The organism is Polyangiaceae bacterium, assembly GCA_020633235.1.
In the GTDB taxonomy this organism is placed as follows: Bacteria; Myxococcota_A; Polyangia; order Polyangiales; family Polyangiaceae; genus JACKEA01.
The window spans coordinates 241,184-264,671 of sequence record JACKEA010000001.1 but is presented as its reverse complement, the minus strand read 5'-3'; the positions used below and the strand labels follow the sequence as shown (position 1 = coordinate 264,671).

9 protein-coding genes are annotated in these 23,488 nt (G+C 65.2%); 2 read left to right on the top strand and 7 right to left on the bottom strand.

Annotation, left to right across the window (positions count from 1 at the left end; all coding sequences use genetic code 11):
* Positions 1-92: 92 nt before the first annotated feature.
* On the bottom strand, positions 93-3,026 hold the full coding sequence (locus H6717_01210; protein ID MCB9575632.1) for a toprim domain-containing protein: 2,934 nt from the start codon (positions 3,024-3,026) through the stop codon (positions 93-95).
* A gap of 150 nt (positions 3,027-3,176) precedes the next feature.
* Between H6717_01210 and H6717_01205 the strand changes: the two genes are divergently transcribed.
* Positions 3,177-3,551 (top strand): helix-turn-helix transcriptional regulator, encoded by a 375-nt coding sequence (locus H6717_01205; protein MCB9575631.1) that lies wholly within the window; start codon positions 3,177-3,179, stop codon positions 3,549-3,551.
* A 271-nt stretch (positions 3,552-3,822) separates the two neighbouring features.
* The gene (locus H6717_01200; GenBank protein MCB9575630.1) at positions 3,823-4,410 is read left to right on the top strand and encodes a hypothetical protein; all 588 of its coding nucleotides are present in this window, start codon (positions 3,823-3,825) and stop codon (positions 4,408-4,410) included.
* A gap of 377 nt (positions 4,411-4,787) precedes the next feature.
* Here H6717_01200 and H6717_01195 read toward each other — a convergent pair whose 3' ends face one another.
* The 6 genes from H6717_01195 to H6717_01170 all read right to left on the bottom strand — a co-directional run bounded on the left by H6717_01195 (position 4,788) and on the right by H6717_01170 (position 23,286).
* Positions 4,788-5,342 (bottom strand): suppressor of fused domain protein, encoded by a 555-nt coding sequence (locus tag H6717_01195; protein MCB9575629.1) that lies wholly within the window; start codon positions 5,340-5,342, stop codon positions 4,788-4,790.
* Positions 5,339-12,844, bottom strand: a complete 7,506-nt coding sequence (locus H6717_01190) for a VCBS repeat-containing protein (protein ID MCB9575628.1) — start codon at positions 12,842-12,844, stop codon at positions 5,339-5,341. Before H6717_01190 ends, H6717_01195 begins: the two co-directional genes overlap by 4 nt.
* Positions 12,844-14,505, bottom strand: coding sequence for a hypothetical protein (locus H6717_01185; protein ID MCB9575627.1), 1,662 nt, complete (start codon positions 14,503-14,505; stop codon positions 12,844-12,846). Before H6717_01185 ends, H6717_01190 begins: the two co-directional genes overlap by 1 nt.
* A gap of 10 nt (positions 14,506-14,515) precedes the next feature.
* The gene (locus H6717_01180; GenBank protein MCB9575626.1) at positions 14,516-21,265 is read right to left on the bottom strand and encodes a hypothetical protein; all 6,750 of its coding nucleotides are present in this window, start codon (positions 21,263-21,265) and stop codon (positions 14,516-14,518) included.
* Between the two features lie 83 nt (positions 21,266-21,348).
* Entirely contained in the window at positions 21,349-22,503 is a 1,155-nt protein-coding gene (locus H6717_01175; protein MCB9575625.1) for an SUMF1/EgtB/PvdO family nonheme iron enzyme, read from the bottom strand.
* Between the two features lie 108 nt (positions 22,504-22,611).
* Positions 22,612-23,286, bottom strand: coding sequence for a response regulator transcription factor (locus tag H6717_01170; GenBank protein ID MCB9575624.1), 675 nt, complete (start codon positions 23,284-23,286; stop codon positions 22,612-22,614).
* Positions 23,287-23,488: the final 202 nt, after the last annotated feature.

Genomic DNA, 23,488 nt, shown 5'->3' with positions numbered 1-23,488 from the left:
GCTCGCATCCGCTCGCCGGACCGCTACGACTCCGCGCACGTACGACGACGCTTGTCCGTTCCCGCGACGCGCTTTCTGTGCGCGATCACTCTTCAGATCGCGAGCGCCGCTGTTTTGCTGCGGCTTCGCCTCGTCTTCGCCACCCCGCACACCCCCCGCATCACCCCCCCGCATCCACCCCGCACACCCCCCGCGAAGTTGGGCTTCGACCCCCGCGAAGTTGAAATCGTAGACGACTCCTCCAGCGCTTCCGCGTCGATCAAACCGGGCAGGAATGGTCCGTCATCCTCGCTCGCGCTCCAGCACAGCTCGTACGCGTAGCTCTGGCCCTGGCGTCCACGGTGCGCCAACACGTACTCCAGCTCGAGCAACCGGCCCAGATGGACGCGGAGCTGCGTGTCGCCCCAGCCCGTGCGGTCGCGCAGCTCTCGGCGACTAAAGCGAAAATCTCCGCGCTCGAGCCCCAGCCGCTTCGTCTCTTCCCTCACCAGCTCGTCCACCAGCCCCAGCAAGCGCCGCGTCTGCGGCGGAAGCTCGTCCAGGCTCCGTCCCAGCACCTCGTGCGTCAGCCGATTCGCCAGCGCGATGTCCGCCTTCGTCACCTCCACGTACCGGAGCTTCGTCCCTCGGTGCTCCACCTCTCGCACCGGCCGCTGGTATTGATGGAGCAGCGCGATGGCCTCGATCAGCGCCAGGTACTTCATGTGGTCCCGCCGCATCCGCGTCCGGTGATCGGGAAACGTGAGCTGCTCCGCGTACGGATTTACCACCGAGAGCGGCCTGAGCAGCCGCTGCGCGTTCTGGTGCAGCTCCATCAGCCGCCCGCGCTCTTGCCGAGCCACGACGCCCTCCAGCGTCCGCGCTCGCCGCTGCCGATCGTGGATCGCCCGCGTCTGCTCCCGACCCTCGTCCACCGTCAGCACGATGCAGCGGTTCAAGAGCTCTTCGTCCACCTCGATCGCCGTCGTCGTCAGGAAGATCATCACCGGCCCCTCCACCCGGTACTCCTGCGTCACCAGACGCCCCGTCGCTGGATCCTTGCCCGTGCTCGCGATCGTCAGCTCCCCCTCGCTCTGCAAGAGCTTCAGCGCGTAGCTCGCTCGCTCCGCTCCCTCCTCTTCGACGATGGCCAGGATCTTGTGCGCCAGATCACTCTCGCCCATGTAGAAGAGGCTCTGCCCCGTCATCGCCGAGTACTGCACCCGCTCCTCGACGGGCATCAGGCTCAGCACCGCCTCCATCAGCGAGCTCTTCCCCGCCGCGCTCGAGCTTTGGATGATCACCGCCAGCGGCTCCTCCAGCTTCCGGCTCGTCGCCGCCAGGTAGCCGACGAGCTTGTTCGTTTCTTCGCCGACAACGCCCATGCGGCGGAAGTCTTCCAAGATCTGATCGCAGAGCCCCGGCGACCGCAAAAGCTCGAGCGCCGCCGCGCGATCTGCGTCGCTGATCGTGGCCGGCTTCTTCGCGCTGTCCGCCGCGCGCTCCGCCTCCTGCCGCTCCTCCAGCGCGAGCAGCACCTGGCCGAGCTCGTGCTTGATCACGCGCTCCTCGAGCCCCAGCTCCTCCGCCGCAAGCTTCACGTACACCGCTCGCTGCCTCGCCGCGTACAGCTCCAGCGTGTCCACGTGAAAGCCCCCGCCTTCTCGGGCGACCAGCAAGTTGACGCGCAACTGCTCCGGCCCCGCTTTCTTGTCCAGACCCCGCACTCGCCAGCGCCGATCTCCAAACCGGAAAACGATGTCGTCTCCTTCGCTCTCCGCCACCGCCGTCTGCACCGGCTCCTCAGAAGAAGCAGCTAAGGAGGGAAGGGTCTCCTCTGCCGTTGGCGTGGGCGCCGGCGCCGGCGACGCCTCGGCGATCGACTGCGCCTCAGCGCTGGGCTCCGCCGCTGGCGTCTCCCCGCTCCCGAGCCACACCGCCTGGCGCAGCACCAGCCCCAGGCTCTTGTCCGCCGGGGCGACCTTCAGCGCGTACTCGTTCGCGTCCATCCCCTTCGGAAACAACACCCGCGCGGTCGCGATCCCCGCCTCGCCCAGCTCGCGGGCGAGCTTGTCCGCTGCTCGCTCTCCCGCCTCGTCGCGATCGTAGGCGATCAGCACCCGCTCGACGCCGTGACGCCGAAAGGCCTCACGGTGATCGTCCGTGAAGCCCTCCACGCCGTAGGCCGCGGTAACGTTTCGGTGGCCCGCGCACCAAAACGTGAGCGCGTCGAGCAGGCTCTCGCACAGGATGATCTCCTTCGACTCCCGCAGCGCCTGCCAGTTCCAGACGCCTCGATGCGGCCCTGGTAAGTACAGGTGCAGCGGCGTGCCTTTCCTCAGGTGCGGGGTGATCTTCCGCCCGTAGAGCTCCACCACCTGGCCCGCCTCGTCGAAGATCGGGACGACCAGGGAGCCGTTCAGGTGCTCGTGCCCGCTCTCGCGAAACACACCGAGCCGCTCCAGCGCCGCACGGAGCTCGCTCCCCGTGCGCTGATTGCGAGAGGGCAGGCGATAGGAGAGCGTGCGGTTCGCGAAGCCCAGGCGGAAGTGACGGATCGCCTCCTCGCTCCCGAGCCCGCGCTTCTCGAGGTACGCCCGGGCCTCCGGGGTCTCGAGCAGCGTCTGGTGGTAGTAGTCCACCACTTCCACGAGCAGCTCCTGGTCGCTCGCCACCTGCTCCACCACCGGCGGCAGCTTCGGCACCAGCGTCTTCTTCGGCGGCGGCTTCGCCGGCGACTCCGCAGCCTCGGCGGCTAAGGAGGGAAGGTCCTTCCGCAAAAGCTCCACCGCGTGCCGGAAGCTCACCGCCTCCGCCCTCATCACCCAGTCGATCACGCTCCCGCCCGCCTGGCACGCCCCGAGGCAGTGCCACAGGTTTCGCTCCGGCGTGATCACCAGGCTCGGCTCGTGGTCGTCGTGGAAGGGGCACAGGCCGATCAGATCCTTGCCGTGCTTCTTCAGCTTCACGCCCCGCGCTTCTGCCAGCCGCTCGACCGAAATCTCCCGCTTCAACGCCCGGATTTCTGCCTCGCTCACTCTCGCCATCTGCGCCTCCAGGAGGAAATAGCCGTCAAGCGAAAAATCACCTCGACAAGCCCGCCACCAGCTAATACAAGCTTTGTATGCCTTAGCAAGCGAAAAAGCGTTCCCCCTGGATCTCGACGGTACGCTCTCCGAGCTACCGGAGATCCGTCTGTGCCCAAGAAGAAGATGGTGGTGTCCTCAGCCAAGTCCTTTGGCAATCGTCTCGCTCAGCTACGTCGCGATGCTGGCTACTCGCAGCGCGAGCTGGGCGAGCTCGTCGGCCTCTCCCAGCGCATGGTCGCCTACTACGAGGGCCAGACCGACCACCCGCCCACGCAGCTACTCCCCGCTTTCGCCGAGGTCTTGGGCGTCTCCGCCGATCAGCTCCTCGGCATCAAGCCGTTGAAAGCGTCGCCCAAGTCCGCCAACCAGCGCCTCTGGCGACGCTTCAAGCAGATCGAGAAGCTGCCCCCGCGCGAGCGCAAACAGCTCCTCGCCGTGATCGACACTTTCCTCGACCGAAATCGGCTCGCTCGCCAGGCTTGAGCCGCCTCCGATGGCCAAGAAGCCTCGTTCAGCGAAACGAGAGTCTCGCCAGCTCCGGACCAACCCGATCCGAGTCACACTTCGCGGTGATCCGAGTGCGCGGCAGGATGGGTGCTACGCGCGGGACGTCGGTCACTGTTCGAGCTCTCTTTCGGGGGAACACCTCTTCTCAGCCGCCTTGCTCCGCAAGCTGTGCCAGGACGAGCGCGGAATCTTTCTCCGGGGCTTCCCCTGGACGCCAGATGGGAAATGGGTGCGCCCGGAGACTGTCGTGAGCCGCGTGCTCTGCACCACCCACAACAACGCCCTTGGGCCCTTCGATGCTTTTGCCAGCGCCTTCGACGACGAGCTTCGGCGCATCGCCGCTTCGAGCACCGTCTCGACACACATCCAGTTCAACGGCAACAACCTCGAGCGCTGGATGCTGAAAACGCTCTGCGCCTTGCTCGCATCCGGCAGCGCGCGCAAGCAAGATGCGACCACGCTCTTCTCCGAGATCCCGGAGTTCTGGGTGGACGTCCTTTTTGGAGGCAGCCATCTAGCCCCACCGCTGGGTCTCTACGTAAGCGGCACCATCGGCGAGCAGTGGGACATTTCCGATCGCAGCATCGGAATGGCTCCCGTCAGTATCGGCAATCGAGTTGTCGGCCTCACGCTTCAAATGCAGTGGCTGCAGTGCACGCTCATGATGACTACATGGAACGGCCGACCTGCTGGCGCGATCAACGAGCAGAGTATTCGCCGACCTGCTCACCTGCGCGTCTTGAGGGGGGCCGCGCAGCACACCATCCAGTTCATGTGGGATTCCGGCCCCGGCCCTGGCGTCGAGATCATGTACACGCCCGGCGAAGGTGCGTAGCGCGCCGCGGACGGCCGCGATGTGCGTCGTTCACCGGCGCGCGCACGACTCGGCCACAGCGGCGGGACCCTCCCACCGCTGTGGCCTTGGGATCGCGCGGTTCGACGCGCTCTGCGCCGCGAGCGCGGATGTGCGCGGCCGCCGCTCTGGGCCGCCGGCTGAGTAATGTTTGCGTTGGGCCAGCCGGCGCCGGGGCGTCCGTGATCGGATCCATCTCCAGCTCGTCGACGATCACCGCCGCGTTCTGGCGCGCGCCGCAGGCCAACGAAACATTACTCAGGCCTACCACCAGTCCTTCAGTCCCCATGGTGCAGCGTCCTCCGCCGGCGCGCGCACGACCCGGCCATACTCCCACCGTGCCAGGACGGCGCGCCGCATCAGCACACAGACTCGCGAGTTGGATCCAGGAAATCCAACCCTGACTCCTCGAAACGTTGTTCAAGCGCCTCAAGTCCCATCTTTCGTTTGAAATCAACCTCGCGTTTCGTAACCGGAAGCAGCCACAGAAATCTCACCTCGGGCTCCGCCAGCCACTCAAGCTTTGGCCCGTCGAGATACGGCAACGAAAGCAAACCATACTCGCACGTGGAGTTGGGCAACCATGGTCGACCGAAATTCACTGTGTGTCCAACGTCAAGAGTCGCGCCGGTACGATGATAGTGCGCAACAGCGGCAAGCAACTCAGCGAATTCACGCTGCCACCGCAGCGCTTCACTGACACGACACAGCATGTGCAGCTCTAGCCGCAACGAGTCGCCTGGTTGAGACATGCACCTCGTGGCAAATGCTCGCATCTCGGATGTTCGCGCAAATACCAGCACAGCAAACCCAGCCGGCAAGTCTCGTCGCGGCCCAGGCACCCAATCCAGTCGCGCTTCTGGCTTCTTCCACTGCTCGGCGTAGTGCCGTTCAATCCGCGCGCAGTAGTTCACAGGTTCCACTTCTTCTTCTGTCCCCTGGAGTACTTCTGCATTTCGTTACCCTGCCGGTTCGATTCCGTTGAAGTCTGGATCCTGTGACGGGTTCTATCATTCGCGCTTGCTTTGCGCTCTGCCGGTGTCATCTGATACCCCGGCTTCTCTCCCGCCTTTGGATCCCCCTCGTAGTACCGCTGCACTAGCGGCGGGTCGTGGTCAACCACCTGACCCTCGCCCGCGCCGGCTGCTTTTCGATCTGCTTTCGTTGGAGTTCTACCGTAATGTTTCAGGCGGTTATACGGCTCTTTCGGCCCTTCCACCGGCGGTTCAGGATTCGCGCGCGGTGGTCGCTCCTGGCCCGGAACACCCGCACGGCCACGGCCCGCTTTCCCCGCCATCGGAAGGTTCTCGACCACCGCTTGAAACAGCCGATAGACAACTCCCATCGCGAAGTTCGGACCGTAGCCTTCGTCGTATGCTCTCCGCAGAGCCGGATCCGTTGGCACGGCCGCCTTCGCCGCCGCGTTTTGGTCCACCAGATAGTTAACTTCCGCAATGAACCTCGCGTGTAGGGATTCGATCTCCTTTGCCGTCGCTCCATCCGGGATGCGCGAAGAGTACCGGCGATAGGCATCTTCAACGTCTCGTTCGAGCTTCAGATCCAGTCGCGCGTTGTACGTGCCGGCGCGGCGTGCCTCTTCTTGCGGCTTGTCAGGGTTGCAGACGGCTTGAAGACCAAGTGGGTCTGTCGCCTTCAGCGCCTGTCCCGACACGTACGCGTACACGTTCAAGTCCGCCTCACCCGGCACATGCACCGCGAGAGGATCCGCCGAAATCCACCGATTTAAATACGGCGACAGATACCGCTTGCCGAAGTACGTCAGTCCGACGTCGATGTCCTCTTCCTTCCCGGTGAACTTGTAGTCTTCGCGGAAGGCTTTCCAGCGTTCCGGCCGGTAGTCGCTCTCCGTTGCGCCGTAGGCTTCGTAGGTGCTTCGCTCGACCAGCTCGCTGGTCGCTTGATCCAGGACGACGGAGCTCGAGCCGAGATGGTCGCCGAGCTCGAAGAAGACGTGGAGATGGGCGTCTCCGATGTCCGGCACTGCGGAAGACGGCGGCTCGTAGGCGAGGCGCGCCAAGCGCACGCCATTGGCAAACAGGTACGCCACCTCCGTGAGCGGCGTCAGCTCGTAGTCCAGGTCATCGGCCGCCCCGCTCGCCACGGTCCATAGGGCGCGGCGCAGCTCCAGGGAGTCGAAGATGTACGCGGTGAAGTGGTCCTGGCCGGAAGCCGTGGACGCCGACTTCAACACCCGGTCGTCACCGGCGTCGTATCCGTAGCCCAAGGTTACGGCAGGCTCGAGAGCGGGAAGCGGGTCGCCCGCAGTGCCGACTTCTGCCTGGGCAACGTCCCAGCGCCGGGCGCGGACCAGGCGTCCGACCTCGTCCCAATCGTAGGCGAAGATCTGCGAACACTGCGAACCGGCCGGAAGACACGGGCCGCTCCGTTCCAAACGCAGCTCCGTCAGATTGCCCGCGTCGTCGTATGCGGTGCGGAGCGTTCCCGTGCGCGTTCCGCCGAAGCTGCCATTGCCGGCGGTGCTCAGCTGGTACGGCTTGTCCGAGGCGTTCGTGATCTCGCCCAGCGAACGGTCGTAGAACCCGTGCGTGTCATCGTCCGTTGCCGAGGTGTTCCCCAGCCAGTCGTACGCGAAGTCTTGCCGCTGCACCCGCTTGTCGAACGAAACGTGCGGCGTGGGCTTGGTGCGCCGCGGGTCGTCCAGGCTGGGGTTGCCGCTGTTCTCGGCATCGAAGGGAGACTTCCAGTCGTCGTCTCCGGCGCTGTACTGATAGTCGACGCGGGCTGCGCGGTAGAGATCGTCGTATTGGATCTTGCGCGTAACGGGCTTGGCACCGTCCGGCCACTCATCGGGAACGCGCCAGTCCCGGATCTCCACGGGGTTGCTGACGACGTCGTAGGTGAAATCGTCGTCCTGCAACAGAAGCTGAAAGGTCGGCAGGTGATCGCTGCCGTAGCTCGGAGCCGGTAGATAGTCCGGGGGAGGATTGGTCCAGCTCGGCGGCGGACCGCGGTAGGTCTGAACGCTCTTCAGCCTTCGGCGCAAGTCGTAGGAGAAGCCCGTGGTGCTCTTGGCAACGTCGCCGTACTCCACCGTGTTCAGCAGTCCGTCGGCCGCACGTTCGACGTGCCCCACGAGCGTTCCGTAGCTACCCGCTACCTGCTTCAGCGTTCCCCGAGCGGTGTACGTGGTCGCGACCGCGCTGGAGGTCCCCGTCAGCGCCTCGAGCGTGCCCTGCAGCTCCGCGGTCGTCGCCCCAGTGGTCGCCGCGATCTCACGATCCGCGGCGTCGAACACCATCATCTTCTTGTAGTGACGGGGCGCATACCGCTCGGCCAGCGCATTGCTCGGCGCACCGGGCCTGGCGATGCGCACGTGGCTTTCGGTCGCTCGCCCGCGACCATCGAAATTGCTCCAAGTTTCGCTCGCGCGATCCCAGACCGCCACGAGCCGACCTTTGAAGAAGTCCTGTGAGAGCACTCCGAATCCAGGCGGCCGGGCGAGGCTCGGATACGGCTGTGCGGGAGCGGAGTCGTAGAGGTACAGCACCTCAACGCCCGTTGGCCCGGACGGGCTGCCAACGTCGGGAGCCGAGTAGGGCGCCTGCTCACTCGTGCACGGCGAGTAGTCCTCGCTGACGAGGCGGCCAGCGCCGTCGTACGAGAAGTTCGTACCGCATCCTCGAGCGTCGCTGGTCCCGACAAGATCGCCGAAGTCGTTGTAGGCGTAGCGCCACGCTTCGAACGTGCTCGCGTCCGCTCCCGGATCGGGGTCGAAGTTCTTGGTGGTGTTGGGCTCGGCGTTGAGCACCATTCTGCCGAGGCTGTCGTAACGCAGCCAACGGACGACCGGTGCATCACTCGATCCGGGGTGGAGTCTCGTGATGACCTCGGGCTCGTTGGTGGGCAGGTAGCTCGTCTTCGTCTGGCGAGAAGCGATCAGCGCCCCTGAGTGAAAGCGCTCCGTCGTCAGCACCGTACGGCCATGACCGTCCTTTCGCTCCGTGGCGTACGTGCCCTGATGTGGGCCGGGAGACATGTCTGCCGCGTCGTACATGTCCGTCGCGAGGGCGTGGTACGCGCTGCGGAGCGTCAGCGTGCCGTCGAGGTCGTAGGTTCGCTGCTGGCGGCCGAAGGCGTCGTAGCTCTGGCGGCCGTACGGGCTATCAGGCGCCACACTGAAGGGGAACTTCTTGGGATCGCCATCATAGAAGAGCTCGAGGTACTTCCGGCGCACCGAGCCCTTGTCGTCAAACTCTGTCAGGGCACTCGCGACCCAGCCGCCTGCATCGCCACCGTCCGAGCTGGGGTCCGCTTCTTGCAGCGTCACGAGCGTCCGGCCCATGCCGTCGACGTAGGCCCAGGACTCGAGGTACTCCGCGTCTGACAACACCTTGGCATCCTGGGACATCGTGTGGATGACGGAGTGCGCCGCACCGGGCCCGAGATCCGGCGGCAGGAAATACTCCACCTTCACGCTGGGCTGCGGGCTGAGCGCACCCGGAGTGGTGGGATCCGGACGGGTGAGCATCCGCAAGCGACCGAACTGGTCGTATGCCACCTTCGTCTGCTGCGACTGCATGTCCACGACGAGCGTCGCGAGCTCGAAGCTGCGGTCGTAGGCCGCCCCCATGCTCAGACCACCCGCGCCGCACCCGCCGCCGGTGTACACGGTTTCGGAGGTAGCGAGCTCTTGAAAGTCCGCATCGTATCCCACGCCGCGGCAGCGTCCGTTGGGCGAGGTTTCCTGTGTCAGGTTCCCATACGTGTCGTACGTCCGCGAGGATACGTCGATGACTTGGTCATTGCCCGACGCTGTCGCAGGCGCTGGGGCAACGGCGCCGCCTCCAGCGTGGAAGCGATGCAACCCCAATGTGCCTGACAGCTTTGCCGTCGTCTTCAGAGCATCGCCGGCGCCATTGTACGTGGTGAACTGCTCATTCCGTACGAGCCCGGGGTGTGCGTCACCCGTCACCCCGCTGCGAACGGTTCGCCAGATCCAACCCGTTGCGTCGTCCGCTGGTCGGCCCGGATCCGTCAGCGTGGTAATCACTTCATCCGCCGCGGAGCACGCTTCGCCGCCGACACAACCCTCCGCAACGGCCTGCGTCCGGTTGCCGAAAACATCTACATCGAACCGCCGGCGCAGGTGGGCCAGTCCAGCGGTGCTGCGCAAGCTCACGTCGGTAGAGGTGTCGACCTTGGCAGCACCGAGGGTCGCTTCGAGCTGCACGGTGGTCAGCGTCTCTTTGGCCGACGCGGCCGCCGGCATGAAGGGGCTCGTATCGTAGAGGTAGCTGTCTTCTGCTTGGTCGAAGGCATGACGCACGGCGCGGCCGTCTTGGCCAACGTACAGCTGGCGCAAACGGTATGTGGTGTGCTGCGTGGACAGCACCACGCCGTTCTCGTCAAACCGCTCCGTAAGGTAGGGCAAGCCCTTGAGGGCTTCGCGGGGGTTGTCACGCCAGCGCTCTGGAGGTGTGCAGGCGCCGAAGTCGGTTGGATCCTCCTTCACACACTCGCCCAGAAGGAAGCGGGTCTCGGTGACGTCCGTTGGCGTGTTACCGTCCCCTACGCGCACCGACCGAGCGCGCGCGAATCCCCGAAACTCTCGCTGTTGCCCGTCGTACGCTGGATCGAAGTACGAGTACTCGGTGCGCTGGTCGCTGGGCGGTCGGCCCGCGATGGTAACGTTGTCGTGGTCGGTCACGGCCTTCACGACGTGCACGACCGTGGGCATGGTGCGCGACCAGGGCGCATTGGCCTTGGCGGCGGCAAGCATCTCCGCCGTAGAGGTCGAGTACTCAATGTCGGTGGTCTTCCCCAACCCGTTCTCCACGTGGGTCAATACCCACGGACGCGTCCCACCTTGGAGATCGATGTATCGGTAGTTGCCCCCGTCGCCCCAGACGATGTCGCGAGTACCGGAGCCATTCAGATCTGCGAGACGCACTCGCTTCGCAAAGGACGGTGCGGCTGGGGTCCCCGCGATGACATGCCGCTTGGTCCAGCCCACGCCATCGACGTTCAACCAGACGTCCACGTCCGTCATCCGGACCTGAACGAGGTCGCTGAGCCCGTCCCCGTTCACATCGTCCAGCAACAAGGAATCGCCCTGGATGTCGGAGTACTGTGGTCCCGAATCCATCAAAACGTAGCGGTTCGTCCCGTAGGTACCTGCCGGGCAGTCATCCCGCTTGCCGGTGCCCCACATTCCGTTTCCGCGGCCGGGCCAGTATCGAATGTCACCCTTGCGGACGCGCACGATGTCGGTGATCCCATCGCCGTTCATATCCCCGAGCTTCACGTCGGGGTCGCTGAACCGAACCGGCATTGCGCTCCAGGGCACGCAGGCCGTTTGCGGAGCGTTCGAAGCGCTGGCGGATGACGCCCCCGTCCATGTCGCCTTTCCGAACAGCCCGTCGCCTCCCGGATACCGGCCAAGGGCAAAGAACGTTTCGTATTCGGTTCCGGTGCTCACCACCAGATCGACCAGCCCGTCGAAGTTCACGTCCATGGAGCGGATGTCGATGGCGTCCGTGGAAAAGTCGACCTTCGGGTTCAGTCCCGCCGCGAGCTGGACTTCTCGACCTTGCCAAACCCAGCCTTGCGCCGTGTGAACCGGAGAGTACACGGCGTAGGTCTTCACCGCCGGCATGTGAAGCAAGTCCGCGATGCCGTCCCCGTCCACATCCAGCGGGTTCACGTTGGTGTTGCTCAGCGTCAGGACACTTGCGTTGTCCCCGCCAACACCTGCGACGCCGATGGTTTCCGCCGGCCCGAACGCGTTGGCGGTGCCATCCGGCCCATTGAAGTAGACGCCGTGCTTACCTGAGAACTGACCAGGAGCGGTGACCAGGACGTCCGGCAGACCGTCGGCGTTCACGTCGAACAGGTCCGAGAGCTGCTCGTCTACGGAGTTGGCCGGACTCGTCGCCACGGGGATGATTCGCTCGTCGAACCCTTCGTAGCCGGACAGGTCAGCCGCCCCGGGCGATCCGTCCGTCGCAAACGCCTCCACATGGGCGTAGCCCAGGTTCATTGCAGGCAGCGTCGAGCAGTTCGTGACCGGAGGGAGCGCCTCGTTGGTTTCCGCCGGGGCAGCGTCCTCGGAGTCCGCGCAGCGCCCTTCTACCTGAACGCTCGAAAGCAGCGACACGTGCTGCCCCGCTTCGTACTCCAAGTGGTAGCGCCGCACTTGCCGGCGGAGTTGCGACGCGCCGCCGTTGTAGGTCTTGCTGGTCACGTCAATCCCGGTGACCCGCAAGCGCTGCTCGATCAGCCAACCCGCTCGGTAGGATCTCGTCGGGTCGGTCCGGTCCTCGTATCGGAGATGGGTGTGGTGCGCGTAGGTCGAGAGGTCGCTCGCGTTCGGGCTCGCGGCGGGCAGCGTGTCGTAGATGTCGGACAGGTACGCCATCCCCGCGTCTTGGAAGTAGCGATACACGACGAGGTTCACCGGCGACGGCGACCCAACCGCGGGATTAGCGTTGCCATGCGCGTCAAACTGGCGCACCAGGTGCCAGCGATAGATCTCTCCGGGGTCGTCCGGGTTCACCTCCAGGGCCTGCGTATCGTTCGTGCCGTCGCGGGGAACGCCCAGCTCCATCGCGACCCCGCTCTTGTCTTGCACGACCCAGGTCTGGTGGTCCGGCGACCAGAAGAAGCGCATGAAGGAGCCTTCCACACGCGGTCGGAAGTACTGCCACCCGTTCGCCCACTGCGGGAACGCTTCTTGTGGCAGGCCCGCGGCGCAGCTACCGGCAGCTATCGTGCAGATCGGCACCAGCTCCTGGCCGCCGTTGAAGACGAATCGGTCCTGCTCTGGATTCCAGTTTGGGTTGTCTTGATACCGCGGAATCCCGCGGTCCGTCTGCCGCGCGATGAACGGAACGCTCAAGCTCCAACCAGCGCCCGCAACGCCGAAACCGCCGGCGGAGCTGTAGGACAGCGACAAGCTGGGCTGCGCGGCACCCCTGGCTCGTGGAAGCGCAATAGGGATCGAAAACGTGGCAATGCCCGTGGAAAGCTGAGCGCTGAAGCTTTCTTCCATCCCCTGGATGGTTCCCGCGCCCTTCGGAACGCTGATCGCCTGACTGGTGACGCCGCTCTTGTCCGCACCGGTCGGTAGGGCGGCCGGGATCGACTGCGGCGGAGTGCTGCTCGCACTGCCCGTGACGGCCGATGCCGGTGCGGCCTTGTAGGTCTGAGCCGGATCACCCACCGGTGCCGCGCTCGCTTCCGCGTCTTCTTCGAGCTGCGCGAGCGGCGGCGCGTCATCCGGGTCGATGGCAGAGTATTCCTGGGCCGGCTCATCGCTCACCGGGACAGAGCTCTGCGAGCCGGTGTCCGTCCCAGGCTCCGCGTGGGCCGAATCTACGAGCAACGCCGCAGCCAGTGCGAGGGCGAAAACGGACGCGATGCGGCCGTGATCCATCAGGAACCTCCATCCTGGTCGGGCAGTCGCAGAATGGGGAGCGGCAGGAGCTCGAAGACGACGTCAGGCGCCCCTTCGTTCGGCCCGAACACCCGCCCGTAGTCATCCCACGCAGCCACCAATGCGCCCTCAGGCCACAGTGGGGCGCCCGCAAGCGACCCATGGCGCTGGTCGTCGCTCGCATGCGTGCTCTGGCGCGGCAGCGCGATCTCTGGAGCGGAAAGGTCGAGCGTTGCGGTCGCTTCGTCCCAGCTCAGAGCTTTCAGCCACAGCTCCTCGGCCTGGGCCTGACCTGGGATCGCACCGGAACGCCAGCCAACGTAGACGCGTGCGCCCACACGCACCGCCGTTGGATCCCTCTGCACCAGCTCCGGGAGCGAAGCGTAGGGAGCCGCCAGTGGTTCCAGCGCCAGCGCCTGGGGCGAGCCGAAAGACGTCGTGTCTACGATGGCGAACGCGAGACGCGACACGGTGCTTGCTGACGAAGTCGAGCCCAGCGTGAACACCACGAGGAGGTGAGTTGCATCCAGCTCCACCAGTCCCGGCCGGTCCTCCGTCGCCCCAGGCAAGAACGGCCCGATGCTCCATGAGCCCGTCGGCGTCCGCACGGCTATCGTCTCGCCGCCAGAGTCGTTGATGCGATAGGCGGCGGCCCAATCTCCGTTGAAGACCGCCAGCACGGCGCGGTCCTCGAAGGCCGCGCTACCAGCTAGCGTCTGCTCCCCTGGAGGCGCCAGCGGGTTGAGCTTCTCGTCGAAGCGGCGCAGGCGAACGTCGCTAGTGCCCGATGCCCAGTCGGTCCACACCACGACCAGCTCGCTCCCGGTCCAAAGAATGTCGGGATCCATCTGCGCGAAGAGCGTGGACGCATTGGCGGTCTTCAATCCGCCGAGCGCACCCGTCGCGGCTACGCTGCGTATGCCCACACCCAGCTCGTCGCCATCTATCCCTAGATCATTCCAGGCGACGACGTGACTGCCGTTCGGCAGCGCGGCGACCACCGGATTCGCTTCCAGCGCCGGGTTTGCACCGGCAGCGACATCCACCACGCCCGCCAGCGGCGCACCGACGGAATCGAGTACTTTCAATCCCACGCTCGGCGAGTCGGCTCCTTCGAACACGACCGCGACACCTCCAGGTCCGGCAGCCAGCGGATGTCGCCCCTCTCCGAGCTTCCGACCGGGCGGAGCGATTCCGGGCGCTGGCGGAACGCCGGGCACAGGGAGCACATCGCGCACCCGGCAGTCGCTGGTGCACGAATCGTCGGGTAACGCGCTCGCGCCGTCGTCGCACTCCTCCGTCGCCACGTCCCGCCAGCCGTCGCCGCAGACGGGAGGTCCGGGTGGCGGGCCGTCCACACCGGCATCCGCTGCGTCCGAACCGGTAGTCGCGGAGTCCGATGCAGCCTCCTGCCCCGGACCGTCCCCCGCGTCATCTGGCGGCGGCGCGTCGGGATCGGCGTCAGCCGTAGACAACCCGTCCGGGGCGACGCCGTCACTCCCGACGAACGCATCGCTCCCGTCCGTTCCGCCATCCACGGGGTCGCAAGTTGGGCCGGTGCAGGCGGGTTCCGCCACTGGCGAGTTGCAGGCGAACGGGCTGCTCGCGGCCAGGGAGGCCGCGAGCAGCAATGCCGTTCGTCGAAGGCCGTCGGAAGACATGGCAGCGGCCTCAGATCGGGTTCTGGAAGCGGGTCCAATAGTGGTAGTTCAGGACCAGCTGGATGTCCTGGATCCTGTCCCAGCGCAGCTCCGGTCGGTCCCAGATCCTGATGGTGTACAGCCCGTGCAGCGGCCGCCCTTCGTACTCGCCCTTCATGTAGGGCTCGAGCAGGGACATGTCGGAGCTAGAGGGCGGGTTCGTGATCGTCTTTTCTGCAGCCAGCGCTTTGCCGTGCTCGATGAACGCGGTCGAAAGGGTGACCGGCAGCGTGGCGCCTTCCCAGTTCCGGATCCCTGTCGTGCCGTTGTGAACCAGGCTGTACTCCAAGAAACCGTTCGCGTAGCAGGAGGTGGCAGATACGTTGTCGCAGCTGGTCGTGCCCGTGCCCACGATGTTCAGGCCCACGCGGTTGTGGCGGTAGTTGAAGTTCCCGATCGCAATCTGACCGGACGGAATGAGACTGCCGTTCTCGATGTTCTCGAGCGCAATCGGGAATGTTGCTTCGTAGAAGCACTTGATGGGCGTGCTAGTCGAGTCGATCCCAGTGCAACTCTGACTGATGCCGTCACTGCACACGTAGTCGCAGTGACGGTGGAACAGCTTGCGGAGCTTTGGTCCGGCCTCTTTCTGGCAAGCAAGATCCACCGTGGTTCGCGAAAGACCGGTACGCTGCCAGCCTGTGGCTGCGGGCACGCCACCGCTCCCCACGGGCACGACCTTTTCCACCTGGGCGGCCGACAGCAGCAAGCCCGGCCAGTCCGCGGGTGTTGCGCCGGACAGCGCGATGCCGACTTTGGACGGTGCAATCTCGATGCGGTACGAGTCGCCGGGGTCCACGATGAACCCAAGCTCATAGCGCTGCCATCCGGACTGACCCGCCACCGTGACGTCCGTCGCCGCAACGATCGCATCATCCGATTCGCGCACCACGCGCATCTCCGCGGCATTGGTCGAGTCGTAGGGCGCCGCTTGAAGGTCGAGATGGGTGTAGACAGACGCAACGTAGTAGCCGTCGCTCAGTCCTTCGAGGCGCTGCTGCAGCGAGCCCGCAGCGGAGTAGTCCGACACGTCAGGGCAATCTGGAGTCTGGGCGTTGGGCGACGGCACGCAGGGGCGGTTTCCGATCCGGTAGCGAACCGAATCGGTGGGAAGCCCGCTCAGCGGCACGGTCACCGCGTCGTCGACCGCTTCGCTTGCGGTGACACAGCCACGCCACTCCGTCGTCGTTTGCGTAGTCGGATCGGCGATGCCCAGGCCGCAGCCACCAATGAACCAGCCCTGCGTGTTGGTCTCGACTTGCTCCGTGTCCCGCTTCTCGAACTCCGTCGAGAAGAACAGCCGGTTCTTGCTGGGCTCTTCACAGGACGAGCGCACCCCCAGGATGTCGTCCGCCAGGGAGAGCACGGCAACGTCGTCCCCTTCCTTGAGGGGATAGTCGAAGGGATAGCTCGTGACGAAGTCCTGAAGCTTGGTGACGTAGTCGCCGATGTACTGAGAAGCGAACTCGGTATCCGAGGGCGGAGGTGCTCCAAACGCGAACTTTTCGACGACGGCTTCCGGGTCGGGCTGACGGAGCTTGTCGTAGTCGATGCCCTCCATGGTGCAGACGTCGTTGGACCAGGTGGAAGGCGCTGGCACCAGGGTCATGTCCTGGGTCATTCGGTCCATGTCCACGCCAAACCGAAGCTCGATGGCACGCCGCGCGATGAAGGCGAGCTTTCGAGCACGTCGCAGCGCCGCTTCGTAGCGGACCAAGTTGATCGCATAGAGCCGGCGCTCCACGATGTTCACGAACTGCGGATCGCTCTTGTCGTCCCCCAAGAAGTCGGCCGAGTCGACCTGCGCTCTGTAGTAGTCGGCCTGCTTCTGGATCACCCGGAGGTTGGAGGCCGCCGTCGCGAGATTGCTCACTTGAACCGGAAGGTCGTTTGCTGCGTCCCGGGCGTGAGTGAGCTCAGTGAGGCCCTGCTTCGTGGCACCGATCAGATCTGCTTGAGTCTGGGCCTTTGCCGCAACGATTGCGCTATCAAACGCTTCCCAATCGACGAGCATCTTCTCCGAGGTCAGCAACGCAGCGGCACCGTGCGCCGCAATGGCACCAACTGCGCCGCTCTTGAGGTCTATGGAACTGAACATGCCCGCAACGTCGCTTGCGATCGCTGCAGCGTTGCCGAGCATGGTAGCCACCTGCTCGGCCTGGAGCTGATCAACGGTCGCAGTCCCTTTCGCTTCAAGCTGCTTGATGAGCTCGAACGTAAGCGCGACCTGATCAAAGCCATCGGCGATGTGATTCACGTCATCACGCATCGTCGACAGCGCCGTGTACTCAGCGTTTGCGGCACTGAGGAATTGCCCTCCAGCGCCAGATCCGGACGGTAGACCCTGTCCGGTGGCGAACGAGGTGAGTAACATCCTCGGCACTGGTCCCACCACGCTACGCTCGGTCAACCGACGCAGTGAATCGGCTCTACAGCGAACGATGGCTGCCGCTTGACCGAGGTGCTTGCGGTAGTCAACGGAGGTGTCGATGCTGCCGCAGTCTACACCGCCGATGCCCTTGGTTCGCGCGTGGCACGCGAGCTCCAGCGCGTCGTAGATGTTGCGTTGCGTCAGCGCGTATTGGAAGGCGGGGAACGGGTAGTTCTGCTTCTTGCGAAGGTCGAACAGCATCAACGCCGCATGAGCGTCAAACTGCCCGTTCTTCGGATACGCGAACCACGTTGCGATGGTCTGCCCGTTGACGTAGACGGGGTCGTACGGCCCGCCCAGCTTCGAGAACGACCCAAAGCGCATGAAGCCGTCATCTGCCTGCAGTGCGGGCAGCGGCTTGTCCGCTACGGCCGGGGCCGAACACAGTGCGCGCCAGACAACCGAAACGTTATCGGGACTCGAGCAAAAGTCGCCGAAGGGCGGAGGCGCCCAGAGACCATCCACGGCGTTCTTGAACGTCTGGTTGGTCGCAAGCTGGACTTCCGCTGTGAAGCTATCTCCGACATACGCGCTGGCATATCCAGTGGGCGCTCCGCCTTCGATGCGATACGGCAGGCCCCCATTCGTCCACAGTGAGTACGGATCCGGGTTGGATGCCGCCGCGGCGAGCGCGTCCTTCTCTGGGAGGCCGCAGTAGACCATCTGCGGATCCACGCCGTTGTTCGGAACGCAGCCGCTACCGTCGCTTGCGCACGGAAACAGGGCCGCCGGATACTCGAAGGTTCCGAACGGTCCATCCTCGTCCGGACCGTAGGTCGGGTAGCCAAACGCATCCGCCGGCCGGTTCGGGAGCCAGCCGTTGGCATTCACCGGGCGGCCTGCGCCGTCCCTGTGCGCATCGTCTTGGTTGCCGTTCTGAGGGTTCCCCTGGACTCCACCGATCTTCCCAACCTCCACGCAGCGCAACCGGCTGAAGTTGTTCCCCGTGGCGCAGTGTTGGACCCAGTTGGGCTCGCGCATGGCGAGCTCGGGCAGCTTGCACTGCCCGAACTTGAGCCGCTCGTTGCCATCAATGTCCTGGGCGGGGTTGAGCCTTGCAGCTGGGATCAGCTCGGACACGGCCATCATCTTGCCGATCTTCCCCGTAAGGACACCGAGGGTCGCCACCGAGCGGCGGAGATGCCCGAAACCCCAGGCCCAGCGGGCGCGAAGCGCCGCGGGCTCGGTGTCCAACGTGAACAGGTTGCTTCCCGTCTGCCACTCGTTGGGGCAGCCGTCCCAGCCCACGCCTTTCTCCGTTGGCGGACACGTCTTCCCGGAGACGAAGCAGTCCACCTGCTGGGACCAGAACTCGCTTCCGGAGACCTCGTCCACGTCCTTCTTGATCATGCAGGGCGCGTGCGCGTCGGTATTCAGGGACGGACGTTCTGGCCGGTTCGTGTCGAACACCGTGGCCCCCGCGTACGTGAGCTTGTAGTTGTCGCCGAACCCTTCTTCGTAGTGCAGCTGGTCCGCAACCGCGGTCATTTCCTCGAGGCCGAAGTCCTTCAGGATGTTGGCGCGGATGTACTCGCTCCTATTCCCGGTCACGGTGTCCTTCCGCAACGCGACCAGAGGGGCACAGCTCGCGGTTCCTGGGCCGTCGTCGATGTTGGAGATACCGACGCCTTCCACGACGGCAATCGCCTCCAGGCCGGGCTTCTCCGTATAGCCCAGGGAGGTGATCAGGTTGTCGATCTTGGTCTTGCACTGCCCCCTCGCGACCACCGGGTCGTTCCGGTCGAGCGTATCGTCGGAGGCGAGGAGAAACGGACAGTTCGTGAGCTCCGCCGGGCACTCCTGACCTGGGGACAGGTCTATCGGGCACCCGCAGATCTTGCTGTCCACCTGCCACATGCACGCCTGCTTCTGGCCCAGGGTCACCCACTCGACCATGTCTGCCGCTCCATCGCCGCAGCCGGTCTCCCCGTTGGCGTCTGCACCGCATAGATCAGTCAGGGCGCGGGTCGCCTCTTCGCGGCGAATGTCGAGCCTCAGGCCCGACTCGAGGAGATCTTTGCCGATCTGATCGGCCTCGAGACTGGCAGCGGCGGCTAGATCCAAATACCTCTGCCAACTGCGCTCGAACGAAAACGCAGAGGGATCTGCGGTGATCTCGGACTCGAGCGGCGGCCACAAATTGCGCTTCAAGCCGGCGCAAGAAGTCGACGTTTGCGAGCAGTCCGTCGTGCTCGGCGCTCCAACCGCCTGCACGATCTCGTCCAGCGTGCCACCCGCGGGGACGATCACTCGGCGAGAAAAGCCGTCGCCGATGGAGGAGTTGGTGACCGGCGTCGGGATCACACCACCGAAGGCGGCGGGCTTCGCCTTGTCGAGCACCCGGATTACGTAGATGGGATCGAGATTCGTGATCGGGGCGGTCGGGTTGCCAGGTTTTGGCAACGTGGTGAGGTCGTCCTGGAGTGTACCGCTCGACGGGTCGAGATCCGTCATCCGGGAGTCGAGCGATCCAACCGCCGCGGTGATCACATGGCGGTAGTCGTCGGTCGTGCAGGGGGCGCCATCGATGCTGCCCTCCAGCACACACTTCAGGCCTTCGAGGGACTGAACCACCCAATACGTCTCGCCGGACTGGGGAACGCCGTGTACGAGCACCCGCACCTTGTTGACGGTGCCGTCTCCTGTGAGCGAGGCAGTGCCGATGAGGAACTCGAGACGTCGCCCCCCGAGCTGCTTGGTGAGCGCCTCGACCATGCCGCCGAGCGCCGTAAACACCATGGGACTGTAAGCCGACGTGGCCCCGTTGCGCAGCGCTCCGGCCGTGTGGCGCATCTGGTCGAGCTGGTTCATGGCCCCAGAGCGGGCGTATGCGGCGGACTCGATGTTCAGATCCGGCGCGACGTGGAGCGCGCCGGCAAACTGCGCCTTGAGGACGCCCGCGCCCAGGCTCACTACCGGGCCACCGCGAGTGAACGCCCGCTGAGTCGTGCCGTTCTGTCCCGTGCTCGGGTCCGGCTTGTAGAAGCGGCCGAATGCCTTCGCTTCTTGGCAAAGGTAGCCGCGAGCCGTCTCGAGGTCGTTCTCGGTGAAACCGAGCTTGCTGAAGAAGCTGCTCTTCGCGTAGCCCGCCGGGACTGGACGCCCTAGCGCCGCCTCGTCTTCCTTCCAAGCGCGAAACACGGTGTCGGCGAAGGGCTCGGAGCCCTGCTTCTTGGGCGGGAGCTTGAGGTGGCCTACCGTGGACTTCGCCCTGCCCACGCCAGCATTGAGCGAGATGGGCGGGCACACCGGCACACCGGTCGGCCCAACCTCCGTAGCCGGGTGCGTCTCCGGTTCACACGGTGTGGCGGCCATGGCTTGCATCACCGGCGGGTCTTCCGGCCCGTAGGTCAAGAGCTTCAGCGCAGCGGTCACACTGTCGACCTTGCCGTTCCACTGGGTCGCCGTCTGGTCTTGCGGGGCGGCCACGCCGTTGAGCTCCAGCGCGGCCGAGTCCTGCATCGAAGCAACCGTCTTGGGAAGAACCGAGGAGTACTCGTTGAGCGCGTCAATGAAGGACGTCACATAGATGTCGCTCCATTTGACCTTCTTGCCATCGGCATAGGGGTCCAGTGGTGGCGGGTTGCCGCCCACGCCGTTTGCAATCGCAAGGTCCTCGAGCTGAAAAGTATCCGAGCACGTCGCCCCGTTTTCCAGGCCGTAGGTGCGGATCTGCTCCGCCCACCAACCCGCCGCGCCGAAACGATTGAGCGCACCGCGGAAGGCGGCGGCGCGGCCGGGCGCTGCCAAGGGCTGGAAGCGGACACGGCGGGCACTGCTGGAGCCGCCGTTCGCGGTCGAGTACTCGTCGAGCTCGGCCTTCGGGATCTCCAATCCCTCAGAACCAAGGTCGAACTCGAACGAAGCAAACGGCGTGTTCCTCCGAAGTGCGTCGAACGACGCCCCGTCGAGCTCACGCTGAAGCGGCGAGCGCCCGAGCTCCTCCAGCATGTATCCCGCGCAGACTTCGTTGCGCTGAACGCAAAGCCCTACTGTACAAAGCGCCATGGGCGTGCTCGCTGGCGGCAGGTCTGCGATGCCGGTTTGCTGCGTGGAGCCCGTCGTGTTTGCCAAGCCGCACAGCTTGTCGTCTTCGACGAAGGTCCGCTGATACAGGCACCACTGTTGCGCCAGCCGTTCCATCCCAGCTTGAGATGGGTGGATCTTCATCCACTCGCCGTTGCTCCACACCTCCACGGGAATCACCGAGTCCTGCGGGAGCGGCGTACCAGTGGGTTGCACGTCGGACGGTGGGTCGTCCGCAGGGGTGGGGTCACAACCTGCAGACATCCCAAGCAAACCGAAACCCGCGACCACGACCGCCCACAGCCTTGAACTTGCCATTCCTGTTTCCCCGTTTCTTCGTATGCTGCTCACGGTTCGATCACGTCGGCGCAGCAGCGGAACCCGAGCCATCGGCGTCGATCGCTTCGGTTCATGCCGTCAAAGTTGAAGTCCGTGCACTCCGAGTCAGTCGCATACTTCCGGTAGTCGCCCCCGTGGGTCTTGCACGTCGCCTTGTCCGGAGTGTTCCAATTCAGGTTCCAGGGCGTGCAGTCGTCCGCGAGCTCGGCGACGTTGCCGACCAGGTCGAACACCTGATCGAACGGGCTGCCCACGCCGTGGCAGTCCGGCATGCTCTTTACCGGTTTGGGCAGGGCCGCCTGTGCATGCGTGTGACACACGCTGTCGCTCGGCGTGGTTCCGAACGTCCATGCCGAAGTGCCAGCGTTGCTACAGGCGTATACCCACTCCGCCGTGCCTGGCTCGCGGGGCGACGCCGGAGAAACGATGGTTCCACCACCTCCCATCGCACCGCACAGCCGCTTCCCTGCCCACGCGCAGTACGTGTGAGCGTCGCACCAGTCGATGCAGGAGATCGGGTAGTTGGCCTTGGCGACCGGGTCGTAGGTGTTTTCAAAGCAGCTGGTGATATCGACTTCGAGCGATCCAATCGGATATCCGACGGGCTCGAAGCTCGTGTTCCAGTCGCACTCCTTCGCGAGCTGGCCTGAAACGTCACCGCCCTTCGCGTTGAGGAAGTCGGTGTACTGAGCTTGCGTTACTTCCGTCGTGTCGATGCAGAACGGACCGACGTTCACCATGGCGGGGCCGGGCCCGGTGGGGCACTTCCCGCTGGCGCCGCCGCCACCCGTCGCACCGCCACCCGCAACACCGCCGGCTCCGGCGGTGTTGCCGCCGCCACCAGTGCCGCTGGCCCCGCCGCTCGGTGAACCGCCGGTAGAGCCGGAGGACCCACCGAGCCCGGCATCGCCCCCTGCGCCACCGGTGCCGCCGCCGCAATCGCAGGTGCCCCAGGTGCCGTCGCTACCGCACACCTGCCCTCCTGCACACGCCCCCGGGCCCGTACACGGCTGCGTTGCTCCGACAGGCGCGCACTTGCCGGAACCGAGGGGCGCAGTGTCGTCCGAGCCGCACGCGCCCGACGCGAAGAGCAACGCGGCGATGCCCATACCCGCCACGGTCGAGCGCCCGATGGTGCGCATCGACCCTACCGCCTTCAACATTCGAAGCCTCCGATCCAACACTTCCCCCATGCGGGGATCCCGATCGCAACTCACAAAGTTCTCACAATTGCAGCTTGCCCACCTTGTGCGCGAACCTGCGCGCTCACATCACATTCGAAACAGACAGCCGACCCCGTTGATCGTCACCAACCGGGGGCCCGCTTTGCCGAGCTTGCGCCGCAGCCGATGCACGAGTTGCTCACAGGCGTGCCTTTCCTTCTGCTTGTTCACTGCCTGCAGCTGCTCGAAGCCCAAGATCTCCCCCTTGGCCTCGACCAGGCACAAAAGCAGACGCCCCTCGAAGGGCGTCAGTGGAATCAAATCGCCTTCCACTCGCACCGAACGCCCACCCGCGCTGAGCTCCAGGGGCGGGGTAGGCGGGCGCGAGCTGCGTCGGCGTACGGCGCGAGTGCGCGCAGCGATTTCCGCCGGAATCATGGGCTTGAGGAGGTAATCATCCGCCTGCACTTCCGGGCCCAGCGCACGGATCCTGAGCTCGACGTCGTCGTCCCCGCTGAGCATGAGGATTGGCTTGGTGCAGCCCCGCGCTCTCAGCCTCTTGCACACGTCCAGGCCGGAATCCGGGCCGAGCCCGACGTCCAACAGGATGGCGTCGTAGCCGTCCGCTGCGCCCGGAGCGAGCACCTGCTGAGCAGACGACATGCCCCGCACGCAGATCCGATGGCGCTTGAGGGCCCGCGTCAGGGAATGGACTGCGGCTTCCTCGTCATCGACGAACAGTACGAGGAGCACCTCCTCCCCACTCTGGTCTGAGCCTCCCACCGACCCAACCATCAGGATACTCCGGTTTGGGCGGCCGATTCACGGGGGAAACTCGACGCAGTGACAGACATCACTGCCCGCGTCGGGCGCTAGCGGCTCCAGTTGTGCGAAAAAATCGGCGCGACGCTCCCTGCGACAGGGCCGGTCGCAGGGTGGGGCAGTGCGCAGGCGCGGACGCGTGGTTCCGCGGCGTACCGACATT

Coding starts and splice junctions, on each gene's coding strand:
- H6717_01175 (MCB9575625.1), bottom strand. CDS start 22,503: ATGTTGAAGGCGGTAGGGTCGATGCGCACCATCGGGCGCTCGACCGTG.
- H6717_01210 (MCB9575632.1), bottom strand. CDS start 3,026: ATGGCGAGAGTGAGCGAGGCAGAAATCCGGGCGTTGAAGCGGGAGATT.
- H6717_01185 (MCB9575627.1), bottom strand. CDS start 14,505: ATGTCTTCCGACGGCCTTCGACGAACGGCATTGCTGCTCGCGGCCTCC.
- H6717_01180 (MCB9575626.1), bottom strand. CDS start 21,265: ATGTCTGCAGGTTGTGACCCCACCCCTGCGGACGACCCACCGTCCGAC.
- H6717_01190 (MCB9575628.1), bottom strand. CDS start 12,844: ATGGATCACGGCCGCATCGCGTCCGTTTTCGCCCTCGCACTGGCTGCG.